At 71.5% G+C, this 22,453-nt stretch carries 17 protein-coding genes; 10 read left to right on the forward strand and 7 right to left on the reverse strand.

The window, feature by feature from the left end:
- Positions 1-124 precede the first annotated feature (124 nt).
- Positions 125-1,708, forward strand: a complete 1,584-nt coding sequence (locus ACFRKB_RS04815; protein WP_383103332.1) for a FadD7 family fatty acid--CoA ligase — start codon at positions 125-127, stop codon at positions 1,706-1,708.
- Positions 1,709-1,731: 23 nt separating this feature from the next.
- Here ACFRKB_RS04815 and ACFRKB_RS04820 read toward each other — a convergent pair whose 3' ends face one another.
- Positions 1,732-2,670 carry a LysR family transcriptional regulator gene (locus tag ACFRKB_RS04820; protein WP_383103333.1) on the reverse strand — a complete coding sequence of 313 codons (939 nt, stop codon included), beginning with the start codon at positions 2,668-2,670 and terminating at the stop codon, positions 1,732-1,734.
- Between the two features lie 165 nt (positions 2,671-2,835).
- On the opposite strand from ACFRKB_RS04820, the gene ACFRKB_RS04825 reads away from it, so the two are divergent.
- On the forward strand, positions 2,836-3,579 hold the full coding sequence (locus ACFRKB_RS04825; RefSeq protein WP_383103335.1) for an SDR family NAD(P)-dependent oxidoreductase: 744 nt from the start codon (positions 2,836-2,838) through the stop codon (positions 3,577-3,579).
- Positions 3,580-3,693: 114 nt separating this feature from the next.
- Here the strand turns inward: ACFRKB_RS04825 and ACFRKB_RS04830 are convergent, their stop codons facing one another.
- Complete coding sequence (locus ACFRKB_RS04830) at positions 3,694-4,971, reverse strand: ATP-binding protein (protein WP_383103337.1); 1,278 nt, start codon at positions 4,969-4,971, stop codon at positions 3,694-3,696.
- Between the two features lie 143 nt (positions 4,972-5,114).
- Positions 5,115-6,587: a DHA2 family efflux MFS transporter permease subunit gene (locus ACFRKB_RS04835; protein ID WP_383103338.1), complete on the reverse strand. Its 1,473-nt coding sequence runs from the start codon at positions 6,585-6,587 to the stop codon at positions 5,115-5,117.
- A gap of 146 nt (positions 6,588-6,733) precedes the next feature.
- Between ACFRKB_RS04835 and ACFRKB_RS04840 the strand changes: the two genes are divergently transcribed.
- Entirely contained in the window at positions 6,734-7,402 is a 669-nt protein-coding gene (locus tag ACFRKB_RS04840; RefSeq protein WP_383103340.1) for a TetR/AcrR family transcriptional regulator, read from the forward strand.
- A gap of 342 nt (positions 7,403-7,744) precedes the next feature.
- Positions 7,745-10,153 carry a SpoIIE family protein phosphatase gene (locus ACFRKB_RS04845; RefSeq protein ID WP_383103342.1) on the forward strand — a complete coding sequence of 803 codons (2,409 nt, stop codon included), beginning with the start codon at positions 7,745-7,747 and terminating at the stop codon, positions 10,151-10,153.
- A gap of 160 nt (positions 10,154-10,313) precedes the next feature.
- Here ACFRKB_RS04845 and pgm read toward each other — a convergent pair whose 3' ends face one another.
- The gene (pgm, locus tag ACFRKB_RS04850) at positions 10,314-11,957 is read right to left on the reverse strand and encodes a phosphoglucomutase (alpha-D-glucose-1,6-bisphosphate-dependent) (protein ID WP_383103344.1); all 1,644 of its coding nucleotides are present in this window, start codon (positions 11,955-11,957) and stop codon (positions 10,314-10,316) included.
- 268 nt (positions 11,958-12,225) lie between these two features.
- Between pgm and ACFRKB_RS04855 the strand changes: the two genes are divergently transcribed.
- The gene (locus tag ACFRKB_RS04855; protein WP_383103345.1) at positions 12,226-13,290 is read left to right on the forward strand and encodes a LacI family DNA-binding transcriptional regulator; all 1,065 of its coding nucleotides are present in this window, start codon (positions 12,226-12,228) and stop codon (positions 13,288-13,290) included.
- A 94-nt stretch (positions 13,291-13,384) separates the two neighbouring features.
- Here the strand turns inward: ACFRKB_RS04855 and ACFRKB_RS04860 are convergent, their stop codons facing one another.
- On the reverse strand, positions 13,385-14,119 hold the full coding sequence (locus ACFRKB_RS04860; RefSeq protein WP_383103346.1) for a chitinase: 735 nt from the start codon (positions 14,117-14,119) through the stop codon (positions 13,385-13,387).
- A 141-nt stretch (positions 14,120-14,260) separates the two neighbouring features.
- Positions 14,261-14,779 carry a lytic polysaccharide monooxygenase auxiliary activity family 9 protein gene (locus ACFRKB_RS04865; RefSeq protein ID WP_383018245.1) on the reverse strand — a complete coding sequence of 173 codons (519 nt, stop codon included), beginning with the start codon at positions 14,777-14,779 and terminating at the stop codon, positions 14,261-14,263.
- A gap of 349 nt (positions 14,780-15,128) precedes the next feature.
- Here ACFRKB_RS04865 and ACFRKB_RS04870 point away from each other — a divergent pair, with 349 nt between their 5' ends.
- The 3 genes from ACFRKB_RS04870 (at position 15,129) to ACFRKB_RS04880 (ending at position 19,383) form a co-directional block, all read left to right on the forward strand.
- Positions 15,129-17,495, forward strand: coding sequence for an MMPL family transporter (locus ACFRKB_RS04870; protein ID WP_383103347.1), 2,367 nt, complete (start codon positions 15,129-15,131; stop codon positions 17,493-17,495).
- A 112-nt stretch (positions 17,496-17,607) separates the two neighbouring features.
- Positions 17,608-19,092 (forward strand): glycoside hydrolase family 76 protein, encoded by a 1,485-nt coding sequence (locus ACFRKB_RS04875; RefSeq protein ID WP_383103349.1) that lies wholly within the window; start codon positions 17,608-17,610, stop codon positions 19,090-19,092.
- Between the two features lie 93 nt (positions 19,093-19,185).
- A complete protein-coding gene (locus ACFRKB_RS04880; protein WP_383103880.1) occupies positions 19,186-19,383 on the forward strand; it encodes an antitoxin in 198 nt (65 codons plus the stop codon).
- A 159-nt stretch (positions 19,384-19,542) separates the two neighbouring features.
- Here the strand turns inward: ACFRKB_RS04880 and ACFRKB_RS04885 are convergent, their stop codons facing one another.
- The gene (locus ACFRKB_RS04885) at positions 19,543-20,193 is read right to left on the reverse strand and encodes an endonuclease (RefSeq protein WP_383103350.1); all 651 of its coding nucleotides are present in this window, start codon (positions 20,191-20,193) and stop codon (positions 19,543-19,545) included.
- Between the two features lie 191 nt (positions 20,194-20,384).
- Here ACFRKB_RS04885 and ACFRKB_RS04890 point away from each other — a divergent pair, with 191 nt between their 5' ends.
- Together ACFRKB_RS04890 and ACFRKB_RS04895 are read left to right on the forward strand one after the other, a co-directional pair.
- On the forward strand, positions 20,385-21,665 hold the full coding sequence (locus ACFRKB_RS04890; protein ID WP_383103351.1) for an SGNH/GDSL hydrolase family protein: 1,281 nt from the start codon (positions 20,385-20,387) through the stop codon (positions 21,663-21,665).
- 204 nt (positions 21,666-21,869) lie between these two features.
- Positions 21,870-22,421, forward strand: a complete 552-nt coding sequence (locus ACFRKB_RS04895; protein WP_383103352.1) for a DoxX family protein — start codon at positions 21,870-21,872, stop codon at positions 22,419-22,421.
- The last annotated feature ends 32 nt before the right edge of the window (positions 22,422-22,453 follow it).

Raw genomic sequence — 22,453 nt, forward strand, 5'->3', positions numbered from 1 at the left:
CCGGGAACCCTCTTGATAGATCCTCGCTATCGGCTGTTCGCCAGCGGGTATTGGACGCCCGCCGCGTGCCCGCGCAGGCTCGCAGACGACAGCTTCATCGGACCTGGTGCGAGGAGGTGTGCACATGGCCGTTCCGACCGAGGCATCGGTGCGCGAAGCGGGCCCGTACCGGCCGCCGGCGCTCACCGGCCTCATCGATCTCCTCGACCGGCACGCGCGCGACCGTCCTCGCTCCCGGGCGCTCGTCGTCACCGGGGACCGCGTACCGCTGTCCTACGGCGCTCTCGCCGCCCTGGCCGCGGACGTGGCCGCCCGGCTCGGCCGTACGGGACTGCGCCGCGGTGATGTGGTCGGTCTCGTCTCCGCCAACACCGCCGAGTTCGTCGTCGCGCTGCTGGGCGCGGCGCGGGCCGGACTGGTGGTCGCCCCCGTGGACCCCGAACTGCCCGCCGCACAGCTGACCGACCGGTTCGAAGCGCTGGGGGTGCGGGCGGTTCTGCGCGGACCGGCCGCGGCCGGAGCCGCCCCGGCCGAGATCCCGGCCTGGCCCCTGCGCGTGGACATCTCCCACGCGGGGACCGCGGCGGTCGCACTCGACACCGGCGCGCCCGCGCCGCGGCCCGCCCGGGGCGCGGCCCGTGAACTCTCGGACCGCGACGCCCTGGTGCTGTTCACCGCGGGCACCACCGGCCGGGCCAAGATGGTTCCGCTGACCCACGCGAACGTGGCCGCCTCCGTACGGGACATCTGCGCCACCTACGCGTTGGGCCCCGGCGACGCGACGGTCGCCGTGATGCCCTTCTTCCACGGCCACGGGCTCCTCGCGGCGCTCCTCGCCTCCCTCGCCAGCGGCGGATGCGTGCTGCTGCCCGAGCGGGGACGCTTCACGGCCCACACGTTCTGGGACGACGTACGGGCCGTCTCCGCCAGCTGGTTCACCGCGGTCCCGGCCATCCACGAGATCCTTCTCGACCGGTCGGCGGCCGAGTACCCGGGCCCCCGGGCCGCGCCCCTGAAGTTCGTCCGCAGTTGCAGCGCGCCCCTCAACACGGCAACGCAGCGGGCACTGGAGCGTACGTTCGGCGCGCCGCTGCTGTCCGCGTACGGGATGACCGAGTCCACCCACCAGGCGACCAGCGAACCGCTGCCGGAGCAGGGATATCTGAAGCAGGGCTCCGTCGGCCCGTCGACCGGCGTACGTCTCCGGGTCGTCGACCCGCACGGACGTACGTGCCCGCCCGGCACCCGGGGCGAGGTGTGGGTGCAGGGCCCCACCGTCACCCGCGGCTATCTCGGCGACCCGGCAGAGACGGCACGCGGTTTCACCGACGGGTGGTTCCGCACCGGGGACCTGGGCACCCTGGACGAGGACGGCTATCTGTTCCTCACCGGGCACATCAAGAACCTCATCAACCGCGGCGGCGAGAAGATCTCGTGCGAGCACGTCGAGGACATCCTCGCGGGGTGCCCCGGTGTCGCGGAGGCCGCCGTCTTCCCGGTCCCCGACGCGCACTACGGGCAGCGGGTCGGCGCCGCCGTGGTCGTACGCGAGGGCGAGAGCCTCGGGTCCGAGCAGATCCTGCGGTACTGCCGCAACCGGCTGTCCGCCGTCGAGGTGCCCGACCGGCTCGATGTCGTCGCCGCGCTTCCCCACACCGCCAAGGGCGGTCTCGACCGGCAGGCGGTGGCCGGGCGGTACGCGCGCTGACGGCGCTGCTTTGAAGACAGGCCCTAGCGGACGTGGTGCTCGGGCTCGGTCGGCAGCGGCTGGTCGAAGAACGCGTCCAGCGACAGGCCCGTCGCCGCGTTCACGAACGCCCGCGCGGCGATCGAACCGGGCGTCGCCGCGTGGATCGCGACCGAGACCTGCGCCCTGGCGTCCGGGGCGACCAGCCGGACGGCCCGGGGCCTGCCGATCACCGGCATCGCCCGCAGCCAGGTGTGCGGCACGATGCTCGCCCACTCTCCGACACCCACATGCGCGTACAGCGAGGCGACCGAGTCCGTCTCCACCTGCGGGGTCACCACGACCCCGCTCTCCGCGAACACACTGTCGATGAGCTGACGGATCCTCATGTCGGGTGTCAGCAGCGCGAGCGGCAGCTGCGCCGCCTCCGCCCAGGTCATGGTGTGGGTCTGGGGCATCAGCTGGTCGCCCGACGCGAGCAGTACGTACCGCTCCTGGTACAGCGGCACGACTTGCAGGCTCTCCCGGTCCTCGGGGGCGAAGTGCGAGATCGCGGCGTCCAGTTCGAATTCGCGCAGCTGGCGGAGGAGCGTCTGCGCCGACAGCCGGGAGCGTACTTGCACCTTCGCCAGCGGGTGCGCCCCGCAGAAGGCGGCCACCGGCAGCGCCAGGGTCGTCGACGCGGTGGGCTCGGTCCCCAGCCGCAGTGTGCCGGTGATGCCCGACTGCACGGCGGCCACCTCGGCCTTGAACGCGTCCTGCTCGGCGAGGATCCGCTTGGCCCACACGACGAGCCGTTCACCCTCCGGGGTGAGGCCCTCGTAGTTGTGCCCCCGGTTGATCAGCGTGACGTTCAGCTCCCGCTCCAGCTTGGCGATCGCCGCCGAGAGCGCGGGCTGTGACACATAGCAGGCCGCCGCCGCCCGCGCGAAGTGCCGTTCCCTGGCCACCGCCACGAAATACTCCAGCTGACGGAACAGCATCAGCGACTCCTCCCTGTTCCGGCTCCGGCGACGCCTTCACTCATCCTACTTATCAACCGTTCAATGACCGGCCCGTACGTCACGTCCGAATGCCGCCGGACTCCCCGCTCGCGGCGTACCAGCATCGTCGTCATGTCCTCGTACCCGACACAGAGACGGACGATCATGAGCGTGGTTCTTGCCGGCAAAGTGGCTTTCGTGACCGGTGGCAGCCGTGGCATCGGCGAGGCCGTGGCGCTGCGGCTGGCCGACGACGGAGCCGATGTCGCGCTGACCTATCAGCACAGCGCCGAGCGCGCGACGGAGGTGGTGGACCGGATCAAGGCGCTCGGCCGACGGGCCCTGGCGGTACGTGCCGACAGCGCGGACGCCGAAGCGGTACGTGACGCCGTGGACCAGGCCGCCGCGGAGTTCGGACGGCTCGACATCCTGGTGAACAACGCGGGGGTCGGAGCGATCGGCCCCGTCGGGGACCTGTCGCTGGAGGATGTCGACCGCGTGCTGAGCGTCAACGTACGGGCGCCGTTCCTCACGTGCCAGGCGGCGCTTCGGCACATGTCCGAGGACGGGCGGATCGTCATGATCGGAAGCTGTATGGCCGAGCGGGCCGCCTTCCCCGGCGGCACGCTGTACGCGACGAGCAAGACCGCTCTGACCGGACTGACCAAGGCGCTCGCCCGTGAACTGGGCCCGAGGGGGATCACGGCCAACCTGATCCACCCCGGGCCCGTCGACACCGATATGAACCCGGCCGACGGCCCGGGAGCTGATATGCAGCGGGGCTTCACGGCGCTCGGCCGCTACGGGCAGCCGTCGGACATCGCCGCGACAGTGGCCCACCTCGCCGGCGACGGCGGCCGGTATGTCACGGGCGCCGCCATCGCCGTGGACGGCGGCTTCGCGGCCTGACCCCCGGCGCTCCCGCGGGCCGGCCGCGGTCCGTCGACTCCCGGCGGACCGCGGCGGCACGGGCGCAGATCCGGCCCGGCGCACACTCGGCCCCGGCGCACATCCGGTCCCGGCTCACATACGTACGTGGCGCTCGATGTCCTCGCCGAACTCGGTGAGCGCCTGATCGGTGAGTGTGGGGCGGGTCTCGGCGATGGCCACCAGATAGTCGTCCGTACGGGCCGGCGCGCCCCGGCGGTCCAGGACCTCCCGCTCGAACGCGGCATGGGCGCCCTTGCGGGCGGCGAACTCGATATCGGCGGGGGTGAACATCTCGCTGGCCGCGACCAGTCGGCCCAGCTCCACCCCGTCGGCGCCGGGACCGAGATAGCGCCGCCAGATCGCCTCCCGGGCGACCGGATCGGGCGGGCCGACCGGTATGACGTAGTCGAACCGGCCGGGGCGCAGAAACGCCGGATCGAGCGACCGGACGGAGTTGGTGGCGCAGATCAGCAGCCGGTCGTCATGGTCACGGAAGCCGGGGATCAGCTTCAGCAGCTCGTTGGTGACGCCGTGACCGGGATCGACGGCCAGCCCGGAGCGGGCGGCGGCGATCTCCTCGACCTCGTCGATGAACAGCAGTACGGTCTCCAGCTCGGCCAGATCCGCGAAGGCCTCCCGCAGGGAGGTGGCCAGACCTCCGGTGCCGGCCGCCGCGAGCCGGGAGGGGAACAGCTCCACGAACGGCCAGTCCAGCCGGGAGGCGACGGCCTTGGCGAAGCTGGTCTTGCCGGTGCCCGGCGGGCCGAAGAGGATGACCGCCTTCGGTGGCGTCACCCCGTACCGGTCGGCCAGCGCGGGTTCGGTCAGCGGCAGCACGATCCGCCGCTCGATGGTCTCCTTCTCCCGCTCCATTCCCGCGAGGGCGCCCCACAGCCCCTGTGGCAGTACCCTCCCGCCGAGTTCGGCGAGCAGACCCGCGTCGCTCGCGCCGAGATGCTCGACCTTCTCGTAGAGGACGAGCCCCTCGCGCGGCCGGTAGCCGGAGTTCTCCAGCGCGGTGTCACCGGTGGCGCCCGGCGCGAGCAGCGCGCTGATCCGGCGTATCCCGTGGATACGCAGGCGCCGCTCCAGCTCGGCGATGAGGGCGCTGCCGAGCCCACGGTGCCGCCACTTCGCGGCGAGCGCCACCAGGGTGATCCAGGCCCGCTCGCCCTGGGTCTGCGCCACCGCCATCCCCACCAGATCGCCGCCCACCACGGCGACCACGGCGGGCTCGCCGGTCCGGGCCGCGGCCATGACCTCGGAGACGGGGAAGACCGGCGGCGAATCGTCCTGCCGGTCCTGGTCCCAGATCTGGATCGCGCCGTCCAGATCGTCGTCGTGGAAGTCCCGCAATCGCCACGTCGGCATGATCCGCCACCTCGCCGGCGGGTCGCCACACGCCTCGGCGGCGCCCCGGTCATGTGCTGCCGGACGGCAGCCACGGTCCCGCCCCTCCACATTCTCCGCGCCGATCGGACACCCGTCGAACGGGAGGCATGGCCTGTGACCGTCTATTGACGTGCCAGGGAGGATCCGTCGGCGGCCGACGCGTCGGCCCCCGCCGCGGTCGCGGCCCCTGGCCGGCCGGGCAGCAGCGGAGAGGCGGCCAGAATCACCAGGGCCACCGCGAACACGAACCAGAAGGCGCCCTGGAATCCACCGGTCCCGGCACCGTCGCCGACCGCGGCGCGGCTGCCGAACGCCGCCAGGATCAGGGCGACACACGCCACCCCGAGCGCGCCGCCCAACTGGTTGAGGTTGTAGACGACGGAGCTGCCCTGCGGCACCTTCTCCGGCGGCAGCGTCCGGTACAGCGCCCCCATGGTCGGCGCGCCGACGGCGCCCAGACCCAGGCCGACGGCGAACGCGGCCAGCACGGACCACACTTCGCCGCTGTCCGCGCCGATACGGGTGAGGCCGGCCGAGGCGAGCGCCGCCACCACCGCTCCGCCGCGTACCGGATTGCGCGCCCCCAGCCGGTCGCTCAGGCGTCCCGCCAGCGGCATGGCGAGCGCCGATCCCAGGCCGAGCGGCGCCACCAGCAGGCCGGCCGCGCGTGCGCCGTGTCCGTGCAGCACCTGGTAGGAGAGCGGCAGGGCGAACAGGACCGCGAACGTGGCCAGTCCGACGAGCCCCTGCACGGTCACGCTCGCGGCGAAGCCGCGGCTGCTGAACAGCCTGATGTCGATCAGCGGTTCGGTGCGGCGGGCACGCAGCGCGTGGATCACGTACCCGACGAGCAGCGCGACGCCCAGGACCAGCGGGATGACCACGGACGGCGCCGTGAACCGGGCGCGTTCGCCCGCCTCCGTGAGGGCGAGCAGGACCGCCGCGAGACCGGGAGCCATCAGCAGCGCGCCGACGAGGTCGAGACGGGGCCCGGACCCGCGTGCGACGGTCGGGCCGGCCGGGATCACCCGCAGCGCGAGCAGGACCGCCACGATCCCGATGGGCAGATTGATGAAGAACATCGAGCGCCAGCCCATGGATTCGAGCATGACCCCGCCCAGCACGGGCCCGAGCACCGGCCCGAGCGACAGGACCACACCCATCATGCCCATCACGCGCCCCGCCCGGCTGGGGCCCGCCGCACGGGCCAGGATCACCAGCACCAGCGGATCGACGACGCCGGCGCCCACCCCCTGGACGACCCGGAAGACCACCAGGCTCCCCGCGTTCCAGGCGAGTGCCGAGGCGAGCGATCCGACCAGGAACAGCACCAGTCCGAACAGCCAGAGCTTCTTGACGCCGAACCGGCCGACCGCCCAGCCCGTGACGGGGATGGTGACGGTGAGCGCCAGCAGATAGCCGGTCGTCGCCCAACTGATGGCGCTCAGCGAGGTGTTGAACTCGTCGGCGAAGGTATCGGCCGCGACGGTGACCATCGTGCTGTCGAGGATCCCCATGATCCCGCCCAGCAGGGTCACCCCGATGAGCCGCAACAGCCCGGGATCGAGCCGGTCATCTCCGATGTGGGACGTCACTTTCCAACTCCGTCGCGAGCGAGGCATCAACACGTTTTGAACCGGGCGGTTCAACATAACGACCCGTCCAGTTCTGCTGCAACTGCGCAGACCGAAAAATTGAACCGCTCGGTTCAGGTATGGGGACGTGGCGGTACGATGGCGCGGTGAACGGAGCCAGGACCTCAAGCGTGAGCAGACGTGAGGCGCGGCGCGGTCGCGCCGACAAGCGACAGGCGATCCTCGAAGCCGCGTTCAGGACGTTCGCCCGTGAGGGGTACGGGCAGTCCTGTGTACGGGAGATCGCGGCCGAGGCGGGCGTGGCCAAGCCCACCATCTACAACCATCTCGGGGACAAGGAGACGCTGTTCCGCGAGGCGATGCTCGCCGCCGTCGGCCGTACGAGCGGCGCGGGACTGGCCGCGCTCGAACAGCTCCGGGAGCCCGACGACGATGTGCGCCCCCTGCTGGAGGAAGCCGGTCACCGCATCCTGAAGAACCACTGCGCTCAGGAGTCCCAGGCGCTGCGCCGGCTTCTCCACGCCGAAGCGGCCCGGTTCCCGGACCTGTTGGAGACCATCCAGCGCGAGGGCGCGCGGCGCCTCCACGATGCGCTCGCCGACCGCCTGGCACGCTTCGCGCTCTCCGGACGGCTGCACACCAGCGACCCCGATCTGGCCGCCGAGCAGTTCCTCGCGCTGCTCACGGGTCCGATGGAGCTGCGCACCCGACTGGGCACCCACAAGGTGTCCGACGCCGAGCTGCGCGCCGTAGGACGGGCCGCGGTCGACACGTTCCTGCGCGCCTACGCTCCCCGGGCCGTGGACGCTCCGTAGCCCCTGACGTCCGTAGCTCCGACCGGGGTCGATCTGGTCGCCGGAGAAGCCGTCCAGGAGACCGCCGGCCGGCGTACGAGGCAGCCGCCACCGTGACCGCACTCCCGGCCGGTGACAGTGTGCTACTGCCCGGCCGGGTAGCGCGTTCCCGCCCGCCAGGTGCCCCGCTCTCGGCGAAGGAGTCCGCCGGGGGCCGCGGACGGTGTCCTGAGGGACCACATGGGGTAAATATCGACCAAAGGGGCCCGTCTGCGCAGAGCCGTCATCGTGTCTCACGGTCTGCGGAGGGCTCCGGTCGTCCGAGCACCTGAAGGGCAGCGGCCCGGCAGGGAGAGAGATCTTATGGATGACACGCGCGGCGTGGTCTCCGGGGAGGCATGGGACACATACCCGGGTGGCGAGAGGTGGGCCACGGCCGCGGTCGACGCGAAGGGCGTCATCGCGCGGTGGAGCGCCGACGCCGAGGCGCTGCTCGGCTACCGGCCCGCCGAGGCCGTGGGACGTGCGGCCCGGGCGCTGCTCTCGGTCGATCCGCCCGCCTCCGCGCGCCGGGCGCTGGCCGGCGGGGAGCCGTGGAGCGGCAGGATCACGGCGCACCACCGGGACGGCGGCCGACGCGAGGTGCAGCTGCTCGCGTTCCCCCTGCGAACCGGCGACGAGGGGACGCGCTGGCTGCTGGCCGCCGCCGCGGCGTCACCGCGCCCCGGCCATGACGAGACCTTGATGTGGCGGGCGTTCACCGGGTCCGGGGTGCCGATCGCGATCTACGGCACGGACCTGCGGCTGCTGCACGCCAACGAGGAACTGTGCCGGGTCATCGGGCGCACGGAAGCGGACATGCGGGCCCTGGGGACCGGATTCCTGCCCGAGAGCCGCACCAACGCGGACGTCCAGCGGGCGCTGCGGAGGGTGCTGGGCACGGGCGAGGCGGTGACCACGCGGACCTTCCACCGGGCGTCCGCCGACAGACGCGATCGGGCCTGGGCGCTCTCCCTCGCGCCGCTCAAGGACCCGGACGGCCAGGTGACCGCCATCGTGCTCACCGGATTCGAGATCAGCGAGGAGTACTGGGCCCGCGAGGGCCTCGCCCTGCTGAGCGAGGCGGGCACGCGGATCGGCACCACACTGGACGTGACCCGCACCGCCCAGGAGCTGGCGAGTATGCCCGTGCCCCGGTTCGCCGACTTCGTCAGCGTCGATCTGCTCGACTCGGTGCTGCGCGGGGACGAGCCCACCCCCGGCCCGGCCTCGGGCGAGGTCCTGATGCGCAGGGTCGCGCACTGCGCCCGGGCGCGGGAGGCACCGGAGGGCGCCACCCGTATCGGAGAGGTGGCGAGCTATCCGGAAGCCTCGCCGCCCGCCCGCTGTCTGGCCACCGGCCGGGCGGTGCTCACCGGGCCGTGGGACCCCGACTACCGCGCCTGGATGGCGAATCGCGGGCGGCACGGCCGGCTGCCCGATCTCGGTGTCCACTCACTCGTCGCGGCGCCGCTGGTCGCCCGCGGGAACACCCTGGGCGTGGCCCTCTTCTCCCGCAGGACGCACACGACGACCTTCGCCGAGGACGATCTGACCCTCGCGGAACAGCTGGTGGGCCGCGCCGCCGTCTCCATCGACAACGCCCGGCGCTACACCCGCGAACGCGGCACCGCCGAGACCCTTCAGCGCAGCCTGCTGCCGCGCGGGCTCTCCCCGCAGTCCGCCGTCGAGGTCGCCAGCCGCTATCTGCCCGCCGACTCCCAGTACGGGGTGGGCGGCGACTGGTTCGATGTCATCCCGCTCTCCGGCTCCCGGGTCGCGCTGGTCGTCGGCGACGTCGTCGGACACGGCATCCACGCCTCCGCCACCATGGGACGGCTGCGTACGGCGGTGCGTACCCTGGCGGACATCGATCTGCCCCCGGACGAACTCCTCACCCATCTCGACGATGTGGTGGGACGGCTCGCCTCGGAGAACACCGACCCCGTCGGCGACGAGGACATCGGCGCCAGCTGTCTGTACGCGGTGTACGACCCGGTGTCCCGCCTCTTCTGCGCCGCCCGCGCCGGCCATCCGCCGCCCGCCCTGGCCACCCCCGACGGCACGGTCAGCCTTCTCGAACTGCCCGGCGGCCCGCCCCTGGGCCTGGGCGATCTGCCCTTCGAATCGGCCGAGTTCGAGATCCCGGAGGGCAGCACGATCGTCCTGTACACCGACGGTCTGATCGAGAACCGCACGCATGACATCACCTCCAGCATCGACGAGCTGTGCGAGATCCTGACCCATCCGTCGCCCTCGCTGGAGACCACCTGCGACACCGTGCTCCGTACCCTGCTCGCGCCGCGCCCCGAGGACGATGTGGCCCTGCTCCTCGCCCGCACCCGCGCCCTCGACGCCGGCCAGGTCGTCACCTGGAACCTGCCCGCCGAGCCCGCGCTGGTCTCCGACGCCCGCGACCACGCGATCACCCAACTCGCCACCTGGGGACTGGAAGAGCTGACCTTCACCACCGAGCTGGTGATCAGCGAGCTGTTCACCAACGCCATCCTGCACGCCGAGGGCCCGGTCCAGCTGCGGCTGATCCGCGACCGCGCGCTCACCTGCGAGGTCTCCGACACCAGCACCACGGCGCCGCATCTGCGCCGGGCCCGGGTCTACGACGAGGGCGGGCGCGGTCTGCTGCTGGTCGCGCAGCTCACCGATCGCTGGGGCACCCGGCAGATTCCGAGTGGCAAGGCCATCTGGGCGGAACTGGCGCTCCCGACGGGGTGACCGGCGCCGAGGCGATGTCCGGTCGCAACGCCGCCCGACCCCGCCCAGACCGCGACCCGGCCGGGCCCCGGCACGATCCCGTCGTACCGGGACCCCGCACGATCCGCCCGTGCCGGGCCCGGCACGATCCGCCCGTACCGGGCCCCGGTCCGCCCTCCCGTCAGCTTCCGCCGAGCGCCGCGGAGACGACGCTCCTGGCCTCCTCCTGTACCCGGCCGAGATGGCCGGGCCCCTGGAAGGACTCGGCGTAGATCTTGTAGACGTCCTCGGTGCCCGAGGGGCGGGCGGCGAACCAGGCGTTCTCCGTGGTCACCTTGATCCCGCCGATGGGCGCGCCATTGCCCGGCGCCTCGGTGAGCACCGAGGTGACCCGCTCCCCGGCGAGGGTGTCGGCCGTGACCTGCTCCGGTGAGAGCCGGGCCAGGACCGCCTTCTCCGCCGGGGTCGCCGGGGCGTCGATCCGGGCGTAGGCGGGCTCGCCGAACCGGCCGGTGAGCGTCGCGTAGTGCTCGGAGGGCGTCTTGCCGGTGACCGCGAGGATCTCGGAGGCCAGCAGGGCCAGAATGATGCCGTCCTTGTCGGTGGTCCACACCGAGCCGTCGCGGCGCAGGAAGGACGCCCCGGCCGACTCCTCACCGCCGAACCCGAGCGAGCCGCCGATCAGCCCGTCCACGAACCACTTGAAACCGACGGGCACTTCGACCAGCTCACGGCCGAGGTCGGCGGCGACCCGGTCGATCATCCCGGACGAGACCAGCGTCTTGCCGACGCCCGCCGCCGCGGGCCACCGCTCACGGTGGGCGTACAGATAGGCGATGGCGGCGGCGAGATAGTGATTGGGGTTCATCAGCCCGGCGTCCGGGGTGACGATGCCGTGCCGGTCGGAGTCGGCGTCATTGCCGGTGGCGATCTGGTACTCGTCGCGCCGCTCGATCAGCGAGGCCATGGCGTACGGCGACGAGCAGTCCATCCGGATCCTGCCGTCCCAGTCCAGCGTCATGAAGCGCCAGGTGGGGTCCGTCAGCGGATTGACCACCGTCAGATCGAGCCGGTGCTCCTCGGCGATCCGGCCCCAGTACGCCACCGACGCGCCGCCCAGCGGGTCCGCGCCGATGCGTACGCCCGCGGCGCGCACCGCGTCCAGATCGAGCACGGCCGGCAGATCTGCCACATACGTACCGAGGAAGTCGTACCGTCCCGTGGACGGCGCGGCCAGCGCGCGTGCGTAGGGCAGCCGCCGTACGTCCTTCAGACCGCCCGCGATGATCTCGTTGGCCCGGTCCTGGATCCAGTTGGTCGCGTCGGAGCCGGCCGGGCCGCCGTTGGGCGGGTTGTACTTGAACCCGCCGTCCGCGGGCGGGTTGTGGGACGGGGTGACGACCACACCGTCCGCCAGGCCCGAGGAGCGGCCGCGGTTATGGGTGAGGATGGCGTGCGAGACGGCGGGCGTGGGGGTGTAGCCGTCGGCGGCGTCGATCAGGACGGTCACGTCGTTCGCGGCGAACACCTCGACGGCGGTCACCCGGGCGGGCTCGGAGAGCGCGTGGGTGTCGGCGCCGAGGAAGAGCGGCCCGTCGGTGCCCTGCCGGGCCCGGTACTCACAGATCGCCTGGCTGGTCGCCGCGATGTGGTCCTCGTTGAACGCGGTGGCCAGCGACGACCCGCGGTGCCCGGAGGTTCCGAACGCCACGCGCTGGCCCGGTTCCCCCGGGTCGGGGTGCAGCGCGTAGTACGCGGTCACCAACCGGGCGACATCGATGAGATCCTCCGGCCGCGCCTGCTGTCCCGCTCGTTCGTGTGGCATCTGACCACTCCTCCGCATCGGTGGTTGCGATCCGCTCGTCGGTTCATCTTCCCGGGTCCGCGTCGCGCCACGGCGGATGCCCCGCCGACGCGCCCGGCGGAGGTACGGCACCGGTGGCGCGACGGAGCCGAAGCGCCCCTGGGCGACGGTGGTTTCGGCGGTGGCCAGGCGCGCTGGGCAACCGGCGGGGGGCCGTTCGCTACGATGGCGGGCCCGCGGTTTCCGCACGTCCTCCGGCGTCGTACCCGCGTCATCGAAGGGGGCGAGGATGGCTACGATCAGGGATGTCGCCCGGCGGGCCGGGGTCGCGCCGAGCACGGTCTCGTATGTCTTCAACGGCTCCCGCAGCATCTCCGAGGAGACACGCCTGCGGGTACAGGAAGCCGTCGACGCCCTCGGCTATCACCCCCGGGCCAGCGCGCGGACGCTGCGCAGCAGCCGTACGCAGGTGCTGGCCCTGGCGCTGCCCCGCGCGGCCGGGCTCCAGGACTCCGTGGACGGCCGGTTCGCGATAGATGTCAGCGACGCCGCCAACGCGCTCGGCTACGACCTGCTGTTGACCACGTCCCAGGACAAGGCCGGCGGGCTGCGGCGCGTGGCGCTCAGCGGGCTCGCCGACGCGGCGGTGCTGATGGCCGTCGACATGGAGGACGCGCGGATCGAGGTCGTACGGGAACTGGCCTTCCCCGCGGCGCTCATCGGGCGCCCCGCCGACGAGAACGCCCTCCCGTGGACCGATCTGGACTGGGAGGAGGCCGCGGCTCTCGCGGTGGGTGAGCTGTTCGCGGCGGGGCACCGCGAGATGGTGTATCTGGCGCCGGGCGAATCGGAGGTCAGGGGCCGGCGCAGTTACGCGCTCCGCGGCATCGCGGGCGCCCACCGGGGCGCGCGTACCACCGGAGCCTCCGTCACGGTGGTCCACTCCGTCAACGACCCCGGCAGACTGGCCCATCGGCTCGGCGCGCTGCTCGGGGACCGTACGGAACGGGGCGCCGGAGGGCCGCCGACCGCCCTGATCGTGCAGCACCCCTCGGCACACCATCACATCCTGACGTCCATGACCGTGGCCGGTATCCGGGTGCCCGAGGACCTCACCGTCGTGCTGATCGGCACCCTGCCCGGCGACCCGTCGAGCCGTCGGCTGCCCCGGATCGAGCTGCCCGTCGAGACGCTCGCCACCGAGGTCACCCGGCTCGCCGTGGCCGCCGCCGAGGCGCTGCGCGAGGCCGGCGGGCAGGGCCAGGAAGCCAGTACGCGGCTGCTCGCCGCGTCCGTGGGCCATCTGCTGATACGTCCGGTCCTGCTGCCCGGCACGGACCCTCTCGGCCGCTGACGCGGCGCGGGGCGGTGCCACCGGCCAATGAGCCGGCGACACCGCCCCGGCACGTCCCGCGCGGTACGTTCAGCGGCACGTTTCGGTGTCTGCGTCAGCAACTGAGATTGGCGCCCGTCTCCACTCCGAGGATCTGGGTGAAGCTCGTGTAATTGTTGATCCGGCTCTGCACCTGGCCGGGGTTTCCGCCATTGCATTCGATGCTGCCGTTGATGCTGCGGATGGTCTCGCCGAATCCGGCGCCATTCACCATAGCGTTGTGCGGCGTCATGGTTCCGGGGCCGCTCTGGGTGTTCCAGTACCAGAGACCGGTCTTCCACGCCACGGCCGAGTCGTTCTGCACGAGATCCGGGTTGTTCAGCAGATCGATACCGAGCGCGTCCCCCGCGCTCTTGTAGTTGAAGTTCCAGCTGAGCTGAATCGGTCCGCGCCCGTAGTACTTGTCGTTCCCGGCCGGACAGCCATAGGGCTGCGACGCGTCACAATAGTGCGGATAATTCGCGGTGTTCTGCTCCACGATATGGACCAGACCGCCGGTCTCGTGGCTGACATTGGCCAGGAACGCCGCGGCTTCCTGTTTCCGTACGGTGTCGCTTCCCGTACCGGCGAAGCCCGGATACGCGCTCAGCGCGGCGGTCAGACCGCTGTACGTGTAGAACGGATTCCGGTTCGGGAACATCTGGTTGAACTGGCCCTCGCTGACGACGAAATCGGCCGCCGCCCGCGGTGACTGGGCCGGCTGTGCCACGGAGGAGGGCGCGAGGGAGAGCAGGGAGAACGCGGCGGCGGCGGCCGTCGCGGTGACCAGCCCGATGAGGCGCTGACGCATGAAAGTGACTCACTCTCTGGCTCAGACCGCCGAACGCGCGGCGGCCCATGCGTATGTGGTGGGGGGTGGGGAGGGGTGACGGGCACGGGTGAGCCCCGGGTGGGGTGTCGGGGGCTCACCCGGCGTGTGGGGAGCGGTCGCTCAGCCGCCGACGTTCACATCGATGCAGGCGTAGAAGGCGTTCGTCGTGTCGGCGACATTCCAGACCGCCAGTACCTTCTGCTGACCCGACAGACCGCCGAAGTTCACCTGGTGGGTCACGGTCGCGCCGGGCTGCGCGCCATTGTCATTGAATTCGGCAATCTTCTGCCCGCCCGCGAAGTACTGCCAGGTGCTGGTGGCATGACGCGCAGTCAGCTTCCACTGAAACGAAGTGGTGCTGCCGACGGGCGTGACGGTCCAGCCCTTTGAGTCGTCGTCGAGGTCGGAGAACCGGGAGTTTCCGCCGCTGCAACTGGTGAGCCCCTTGGGCCCTTCCACGCTCTGCGGCTCATAGGTGATGTCACCGCAACTGACGGTTCCCGCGGCGCACTGCGCCTGCCGGCTCGGCGGAGTGGAGATATATCCGTGGGCACTCGCGGAACTCGCGGGAAGGCTCACGGCGAGAACGGGAGCGACGACGGCGCCCAGTACGGCGGCCAGCTTCCTTTTCGTGTGCATGGGTACTCCTTCACATCAGGTCTTCCCGCGCGCTCGCGAATCCGTGGGGAATCCGGGAACAGCGGGCCGGCCTCTCGAGTGTGGGGGCCAAGAGGCGCGAAGGCCGGCGGTGGATTGCGCTCGCGGACACGGTGGAAATGACGTTGCATCCGGAAAGGTCTCCACCACTTGGACTAGACCATACAGGTCGACGTGCCCCCGTCAAGAGGGTTGCGGAAAAGGTCAGTTGAGACGGCCGGAGGGCAGGGCACGCCGGGCAAAAGCCATGAACGGCGATATTTCTGATGGCACGTATAAAATGCCCGCATTTGCCAGGTTTCGCCGATGTTCACGCCCTCCGGGGGGACGCATGACTTCGCAGAGCGGTACGGAAGCGAGAGACCCGGGAAGCCAGGCCAGGGCCGGTCGGCTACAGCGGCTGGGGGAGTGGTGCGCCCGGCACTTCATCACCGTCATCGTGCTCTGGCTCATCGCACTCGGCGGGCTGTACGGACTCAACGCCACGTTCGGCGGCACCTACTCCGACAACTTCACGCTTCCCGGCACGCAGTCGGACGACGGGGCGCGGGTGCTCGGCCGGCATGTTCCGGGCGCGGGCGGCGTCGGCGCGCAGGTGGTGCTGCACGACGCGCGACAGCCGCTGACCGGCGTACGGAGCCAGATCGACCAGGCGGTCGGCTCGCTCAGGACGCTTCCGCACGTACTGTCCGTCACCAGCCCGCTGCCCTCGACACCCACCGCGCCGCCCACCGGCGCGCTGTCCCCCGACGGCAGGACCGGCTATATCGGCATCCAGTTCAACGCCAACCCCACCTCGTTCGGCAGCTCCTATCTCCAGGGGGTGGACGCGGCGGTCCAGCCGCTGCGCGCCGCCGGTGTGCAGGTCGAGTACGGAGGTCTGCTCGGCGAACTGGCCCGGCCCGTGCCCGCCGATCTCACCAGCGAGATCATCGGATTCGCCGTGGCGGTGATCGTTCTGCTGGTCGGCTTCGGCAGTATCATCGCCGCCGCGATTCCACTGGTCACCGCCCTGATGGGGGTCATCGTCGGGGTCAGCTGTCTGGGCCTGATCGCGGCGGCAACCACCTTCGCCAGTGTCTCGCCGACCCTGGCCACCATGATCGGTCTGGGCGTCGGGATCGACTACGCGCTGTTTCTGATCACCCGTCACCGGCAGCGGCTCATGGACGGAGCGGACCCGGTGACGGCGGCCGGCCGGGCGGTCTCCACCAGCGGTCGCGCCGTCATCGTCTCGGGCTGCACCGTCATCGTCGCCCTGGCCGGGCTGTATGTGTCGCAGGTCAGCTTTATCGGGAAGCTGGGAGTCGCCGCCGCTGTCACGGTCGTCACCGCCGTCGTCGGCGCCATCACGCTGGTGCCCGCGCTCCTCGGACTCGCCGGGCGCCGTATCGACCGCTACTGGGTCCGCCGGCCGGTCGCGGAAGGCGACCCGGCCCCGGCCCCGGCGCCGAAAGGCGCGGTGCCCGCGGAGCGCGGGGAGGGCGCGAAACGTACGGGACCCACGGAGCCGGCCAAGGGGGCGGTGCACGACGGCTGGCACCGGTACGCGCAGCGAGTGGAACGCCGCCCTTGGTGGTTCCTGCTCGCCGGACTCGTGGCGGTGGGCGTGCTCGCGATCCCGCTGTTCTCCATCCGTCTCGGGCACATCGACGACGGCGCCGACCCCACCAGCTTCACCGACCGGCGTGCCTACGACCTGATCTCGGCCGGCTTCGGGCCGGGCGCCAACGGGCCGTTCATCCTCGTCGTCGACCAGAGCGCGGTGCCGGCGGCCGACCGCCCCGCGCTGGCCTCCCGGCTGGATCGGGCACTCACCGATGTCCCGGGCGCGGCCAGTATCACCCCTCTCCAGCCCTCCGCCGACGGTCAGTTGCTGACCGGCACGGCGATCCCCAGCGGCTCGCCGCAGTCGGCCGGAGCCACCTCGCTCTTCCATCGCCTCAAGGACGAGGTCCTGCCGTCGGCCGTGTCGGGCACCGGCGCGAAGACGTATGTGACAGGCGTGACCGCGGCCATGGAGGACTTCCTCGAACTCCTCACCGCCCGGCTCCCGCTCATCATCGGTGTCGTCGTCGCCCTGGCGTTCGTCATCATCCTGATCGTGTTCCGCGGCCTGCTGGTGGCTCTGAAGGCCGCCGTGCTCAATCTGCTGTCGATCGCCGCGTCGTACGGAGTGGTGGTCGCCGTCTTCCAATGGGGCTGGGGCGGGCCCTTGTTGGGCATCTCGGGGACGGTGCCGATCGAGAGTTATGTGCCGATGATGATGTTCGCCATCGTCTTCGGGCTGAGCATGGACTACGAGGTGTTCCTGCTCGCGCGGGTCCAGGAGTCATGGCTGCGCACCCATGAGAGCAAGGGAAGTGTGGCGCTCGGTCTGGAGATCACGGCGCGAGTGATCAGCTGCGCCGCGCTCATCATGGTCAGTGTCTTCGCCGCGTTCATCCTGAGCGACAACATCGTGGTGAAGATGCTGGGCCTCGGGCTGGCGGTCAGCGTTCTCATCGACGCCACGATCGTCCGGCTGCTGCTCGTGCCCGCGGTGATGACACTGCTCGGCGGGAGCGCCTGGTGGCTGCCCCGGTGGCTGGACCGGATCCTGCCCGAGGTGAACAGGGAGGGCGAGGAGGCGACGCCGTACCGCCGGAGCGCGTCCGACGGGCATCCGGGGGCCGGGGTCCAGGGTCCACCTCATTGACGTGGCCGCGTCATGGTCGTACCTTCCGGGAGCGCCCTTCCCCGCACTCGTCCGCCCTCGCCCGCGTCGCCCGACCACGGAGTGGCCCATGTGGACAACGTTGTCAACCCGGATGCGTCAGTTACTGGCACCGACCGTCACCGCACTCGTGGTGAGCACACTCGCGGCGGTGACACCCCCGGCCGCCGCGTCCGCGCCCACCCCCGGCTCCGCGCCCGCCGCCCCCGCGGCTCCCGCCGCCACCATCTGCAACGCCTACTGCGACGCCCGCGACCCCGCGCTCGCGCCGGAGGAGCGCGCCCCCGTCACCGCCACGCTCTTCTCGCGGGCCATCACCCTGCACTTCGACGACCGCGACGCCATGGGCTGGGCCTCGATCGGCAACGGCAACCCGGGCGACGAGGTCTGGCTCGACCGGTCCTTCGACGGCGGACGCACCTGGAGCTCCGGCAGCCGCCTCGGTGCCACCACCGTGCCCACCGGACAGCGCGGCTGGCGCACCCTGATGTACAACGTGGACGACTGGAACAACCGCGGCGTCGGCGCCCTGCGCGCCTGCGGCAAGGCCGGCGACCGTACGGAGATCGCGTGCACGCCCTGGGCGCGTACGACCTGGAACGCGTACGACCGGCGTACGGCCGCGGCCACCGCGCAGATGCAGTTCTACAACAACGCCACCGGTCTCTTCGACACCAGCGGCTGGTGGAACTCCGCCAACGCCCTCACCGCGGTCATCGACAACATCCGGGTCACCGGCATGCCCAGCTACCGGTACGCCATCGCCAACACCTACGACCGTCAGCTGGGCGCGGCGGACGGTCAGTTCCGCAACGACTACATCGACGACACCGGATGGTGGGGGCTGGCCTGGGTCGCCGCGTACGACGCGACCGGCGACAGCCGCTATCTGAACACCGCGCGCGCGGACGCCGACCACATGGCCGCGTACTGGGACGGCACATGCGGTGGCGGTGTGTGGTGGAGCACCGCCAGGACCTACAAGAACGCCATCGCCAACTCCCTCTACATCCAGCTCAACGCGGCGCTGCACAACAGGATCCCGGGCGACACGGCGTATCTGGGCCGGGCCCGTGCGGGCTGGACCTGGTTCCAGGGCACCGGCATGGTCAACGGCTCGCGCCTGGTGAACGACGGCATCGATCTGGGCACCTGCCGCAACAACAACGGCACCGTCTGGTCGTACAACCAGGGCGTGCTGCTGGGCGCGCTCACCGAGCTGCACCGCGCCACCCAGGACGGCCAAGTCCTCACCACCGCACGGCAGCTGGCCGACGCGGCGACCACCACCCCGTCCCTGCACACCGCGGACGGCGTCCTGCGCGACCCCTGTGAGGGCGGGGACTGCGGGGCCGACGGACCGTCGTTCAAGGGCGCGCATGTGCGCGGGCTCGGCCAACTCAACGCCGCGCTCGCCGACCACCCCTACACCGCGTATCTGAAGAAGCAGGCCGACACCGCGTACGCCCGGGACCGCAATCCGCTCGACCAGTACGGGCTGCGCTGGAGCGGTCCGCTCGACACGGCGGACGCGGCCCGCCAGCACAGCGCGCTCGACCTGCTCAACGCGGCTCCATGAGGCACGGCGGACGGGGGCCCGGTGCTGCGGATGCGGGATCGCCCGGCAGCGGTGATGGTGGACGTGACCACCGTTCCGAGCGAGGAGCAGAACATGTCGATGCTCGACAAGCTGAAGGGCCTCTTGAAGGGCCATGAGGACCAAGCGCGCCAAGGGGTGGAGAAGGCGGGCGACGCGTTCGACCGGAAGACGGGCGACAAGTACAAGGACCAGGTCGACATGGCCCAGAAGAAGATGGAGGAGCAGCTCGGCGCGGAGCCGCCCAGGGACGACCGGCCGCCGCACGGCTGACCGGCCGCCGCGCGGATGACGGGCGCGGGCACACCGATGACGGGCGTGGATCACACCACTGACCGACGGTTCCGAACACCGTCGGTCACTGGGATTCCTCCGGTCACCAGGATTGCCCGGCCACCGGCTTTCCCCGGCTCACCACCGGCTTTCCCCGGCTCAGGCCCGCTTCTTGGCTCCGCCCTGCTTCTTCCGCTCCAGAGCGGCCCGTACCATCGCCGCCGCGAAGCGGGCCGGATCGGTGTCACCGGCCAGCCGCGCCAGCGCCTTGGGCTCGTCCGGCAGTCCGCGTCTGTGCGCGCCCTGGAGGGCCTTCGCGTCCAGGTACGGGGCGACCTCGGGCCAGATCCCCTGGACCTCGCGCAGGAAGATGTCCACACCGACGGGGCCGAGCCCGGGAACTTCCCGGAGCAGCGACCGCAGAGTGGTGATGTCGCCGCCCGCGGCCGCGCGGAGCCGCCGCAGATCGCCTCCGTACTTCTTCAGCAGCAGTTCGGCGCCCACACCGAGCTGGGTCGAGGTGCGCTCGTCGTAGCGGCGGTAGCCCCCCTCGCCCAGCGCGTCCACCCGCTGCTGCCAGGTGGCGTCCGCCATGCGCCGCGCGTCGCGCAGCCCGGCGTCCGAGAGCGCGCGGGAGGCCGCGACAGCCGTCTGACTGCGGATCCGCGCGCTCAGCAGACAGGACAGCACCAGCAGTTGGTAGAGCGGCTGCGGGGTGTTCCGCAGCTGGATACCCGCCTCATCGGCGTACGTCCGGCCAAGGGTGTCGAGCAGGTCCCGTACGGCCTCGCGGGTGCTGGTTGTCGGCACGACGCACCTCCTCCGTCCGGCGGGCGCCGTGGCGGGCCGGCTGCGTCTCCACGGCGTCGTTCAGTGGCCGTTTCCATTGTGACGCGGTCAGGTATCAGCCGCATGCGTTCGAACATCGAACCGGAAGCGCTTTCCGTCCGTGCCATGAATGACATGGGCACGACTTCCGCTACGAGAGGGATCAACCCGCAATGAACAGACCGGAGTTACCCCGACGCGTCCGGCGCACGGTCGCCGTTGCCGTTCTCGCTCTCTGTTCGGTCCTCGCGGTCCCGACCGCGTCCTCAGCGCTTCCCGTCCCCACCAGCACTGCCACCGTCCCCACCGCCTCCGTCGCCGCCCCGGCCGCCGCGTCCGCCGCCACCACCCCCGTCGTCACCTGGGCGGCGAGCGCCGACCGGCTCGACGCGGCCGTACCCGCCCGTACCCACCGGGTCGTCGTGCACACCAGCGCGGGCGGCAGCGCGCTGCGGATCCGGCTGTCGAACGCCTTCGGTGAGCAGCCGGTGACCTTCGGGCGCGCCTACGCCGGGGTACGGGACGCGGGCGCGGCCCTGGTGCCCGGCAGCAACCGCGCGCTGTCCTTCCAGGGCGCCGCCTCGGTCACCGTCCCGCCCGGCGGTTCCGTGTACAGCGATCCGCTGCCCGGCGCCGTACGCCCGCAGTCCGACCTCGCCATCAGTGTGTACGTACAGGACGCGGTCGGAACCGCCACCGGCCACCGGATGGGGCTCCAGACCTCCTACATCGCGCCCGACGGTGACCACGCGGCCGAGGACACCGCCGCGGCCTTCACCCAGCAGACCGGCTTCCGCTACTACCTCGACGCGGTCGTGGTCGACGCCCCGCGCGGCACCGGAGCCGTCGTCGCGCTCGGTGACTCGATCACGGACGGCGCCATCTCCACCGCCGACGCCAACCGCCGCTGGCCCGACTTTCTCGCCGGCCGGCTCCGGAGCGACCGCCGTACTTCCCTCAAGGGCGTTGCCAACGAAGGGATTTCGGGCAACAAGGTCCTCTCCGACGGCGCGGGCGAGAGCGCGCTGAAGCGGCTCGACCGGGACGTGCTGTCGCAACGCGGTCTGCGTACGGTGATCCTGCTCGAAGGCGTCAATGACATCAAGGCGACCCCGGCGCCCACGGCCGCCCAAGTCATCGCCGGATACCGGGAGATCATCGCCCGCACCCATGCGGCCGGTGCCTGTGTGGTGGGCGCGACCGTCATGCCGTACGAGGGCTGGCGGGAGTGGAACCAGAGCGGCGAAGCGGTCCGCCAGGAGGTCAACACCTTCATCCGCGAGAGCGGTGCGTTCGACGGTGTGGTGGACTTCGACGCCGCGGTCAAGGACCCGGCGGCCCCGTCGAAGATCCTGCCCGCGTACGACAGCGGGGACCATCTGCACCCGAACGACGCGGGGATGAAGGTCATGAGCGACACCGTGGATGTACGCGGCCTGCGCTGCGGCCGATAGCCACGGCTGTCGTGGCACGAGGGGGCGGAGGCGCGTACGGCCTCTGCCCCCGGTGCGGTACGGGATGTGCCCGGGGGCTCGGTCGAGCGGTCGCGGCGCCGGTCCCACCCGTACGGCCCATCAACGCCGCCCCCTCGCCCGCCGCCCCGCAGAGAGTGGAGTCGTACGCCCGCGCACCGCCCCTCCACACCCACGGAGCCCGCCATGACCTGTCACAGCCGGCGCGATCTCGGCCTGCTCGCCCTGCGGCTCGGCACCGGAGCGGTGCTCGCCTCGCACGGCACCCAGAAGCTCTTCGGCTGGTTCGGCGGCGACGGGATCGACGGGACGGCCCAGGCGTTCGAGGCGATGGGGTTCCGTCCGGGCAGACCGAGCGCGATCGCCTCCGGGCTCGCCGAGGCCGGAGGCGGCGTACTGCTGGCACTCGGCCTGGCCGCGCCGGCGGCCGGCGCAGCGGCGGCGGGCGGCATGGCGGGAGCCACGTCGGTGCATGCCCCCAACGGTTTCTTCGCCCAGTCGGGCGGCTTCGAGTACCCGGCCTTCCTGGGCTGGACCGCGGCCTCCATCGGCCTGATGGGCGCGGGCCGTTACTCCCTCGACCGCGCCACCCGCCACTGTTTCGACCAGCCCTGGATGATCCCGGTCGCCTTCCTGACCAGCGCGGCGGCGGCGATCGTGATCATCAACAAGCGCACCAAGGCGCTGGCCGCCGACCAGCGTGCCAACGCCGCGGACGCCACCCCGGCAGAGGGCTGACGCGGCCGTCCGAGCGTAGGCTGGTGGGGACT

This window comes from Streptomyces scopuliridis (assembly GCF_042790125.1).
Classification (GTDB): domain Bacteria; phylum Actinomycetota; class Actinomycetes; order Streptomycetales; family Streptomycetaceae; genus Streptomyces; species Streptomyces scopuliridis_A.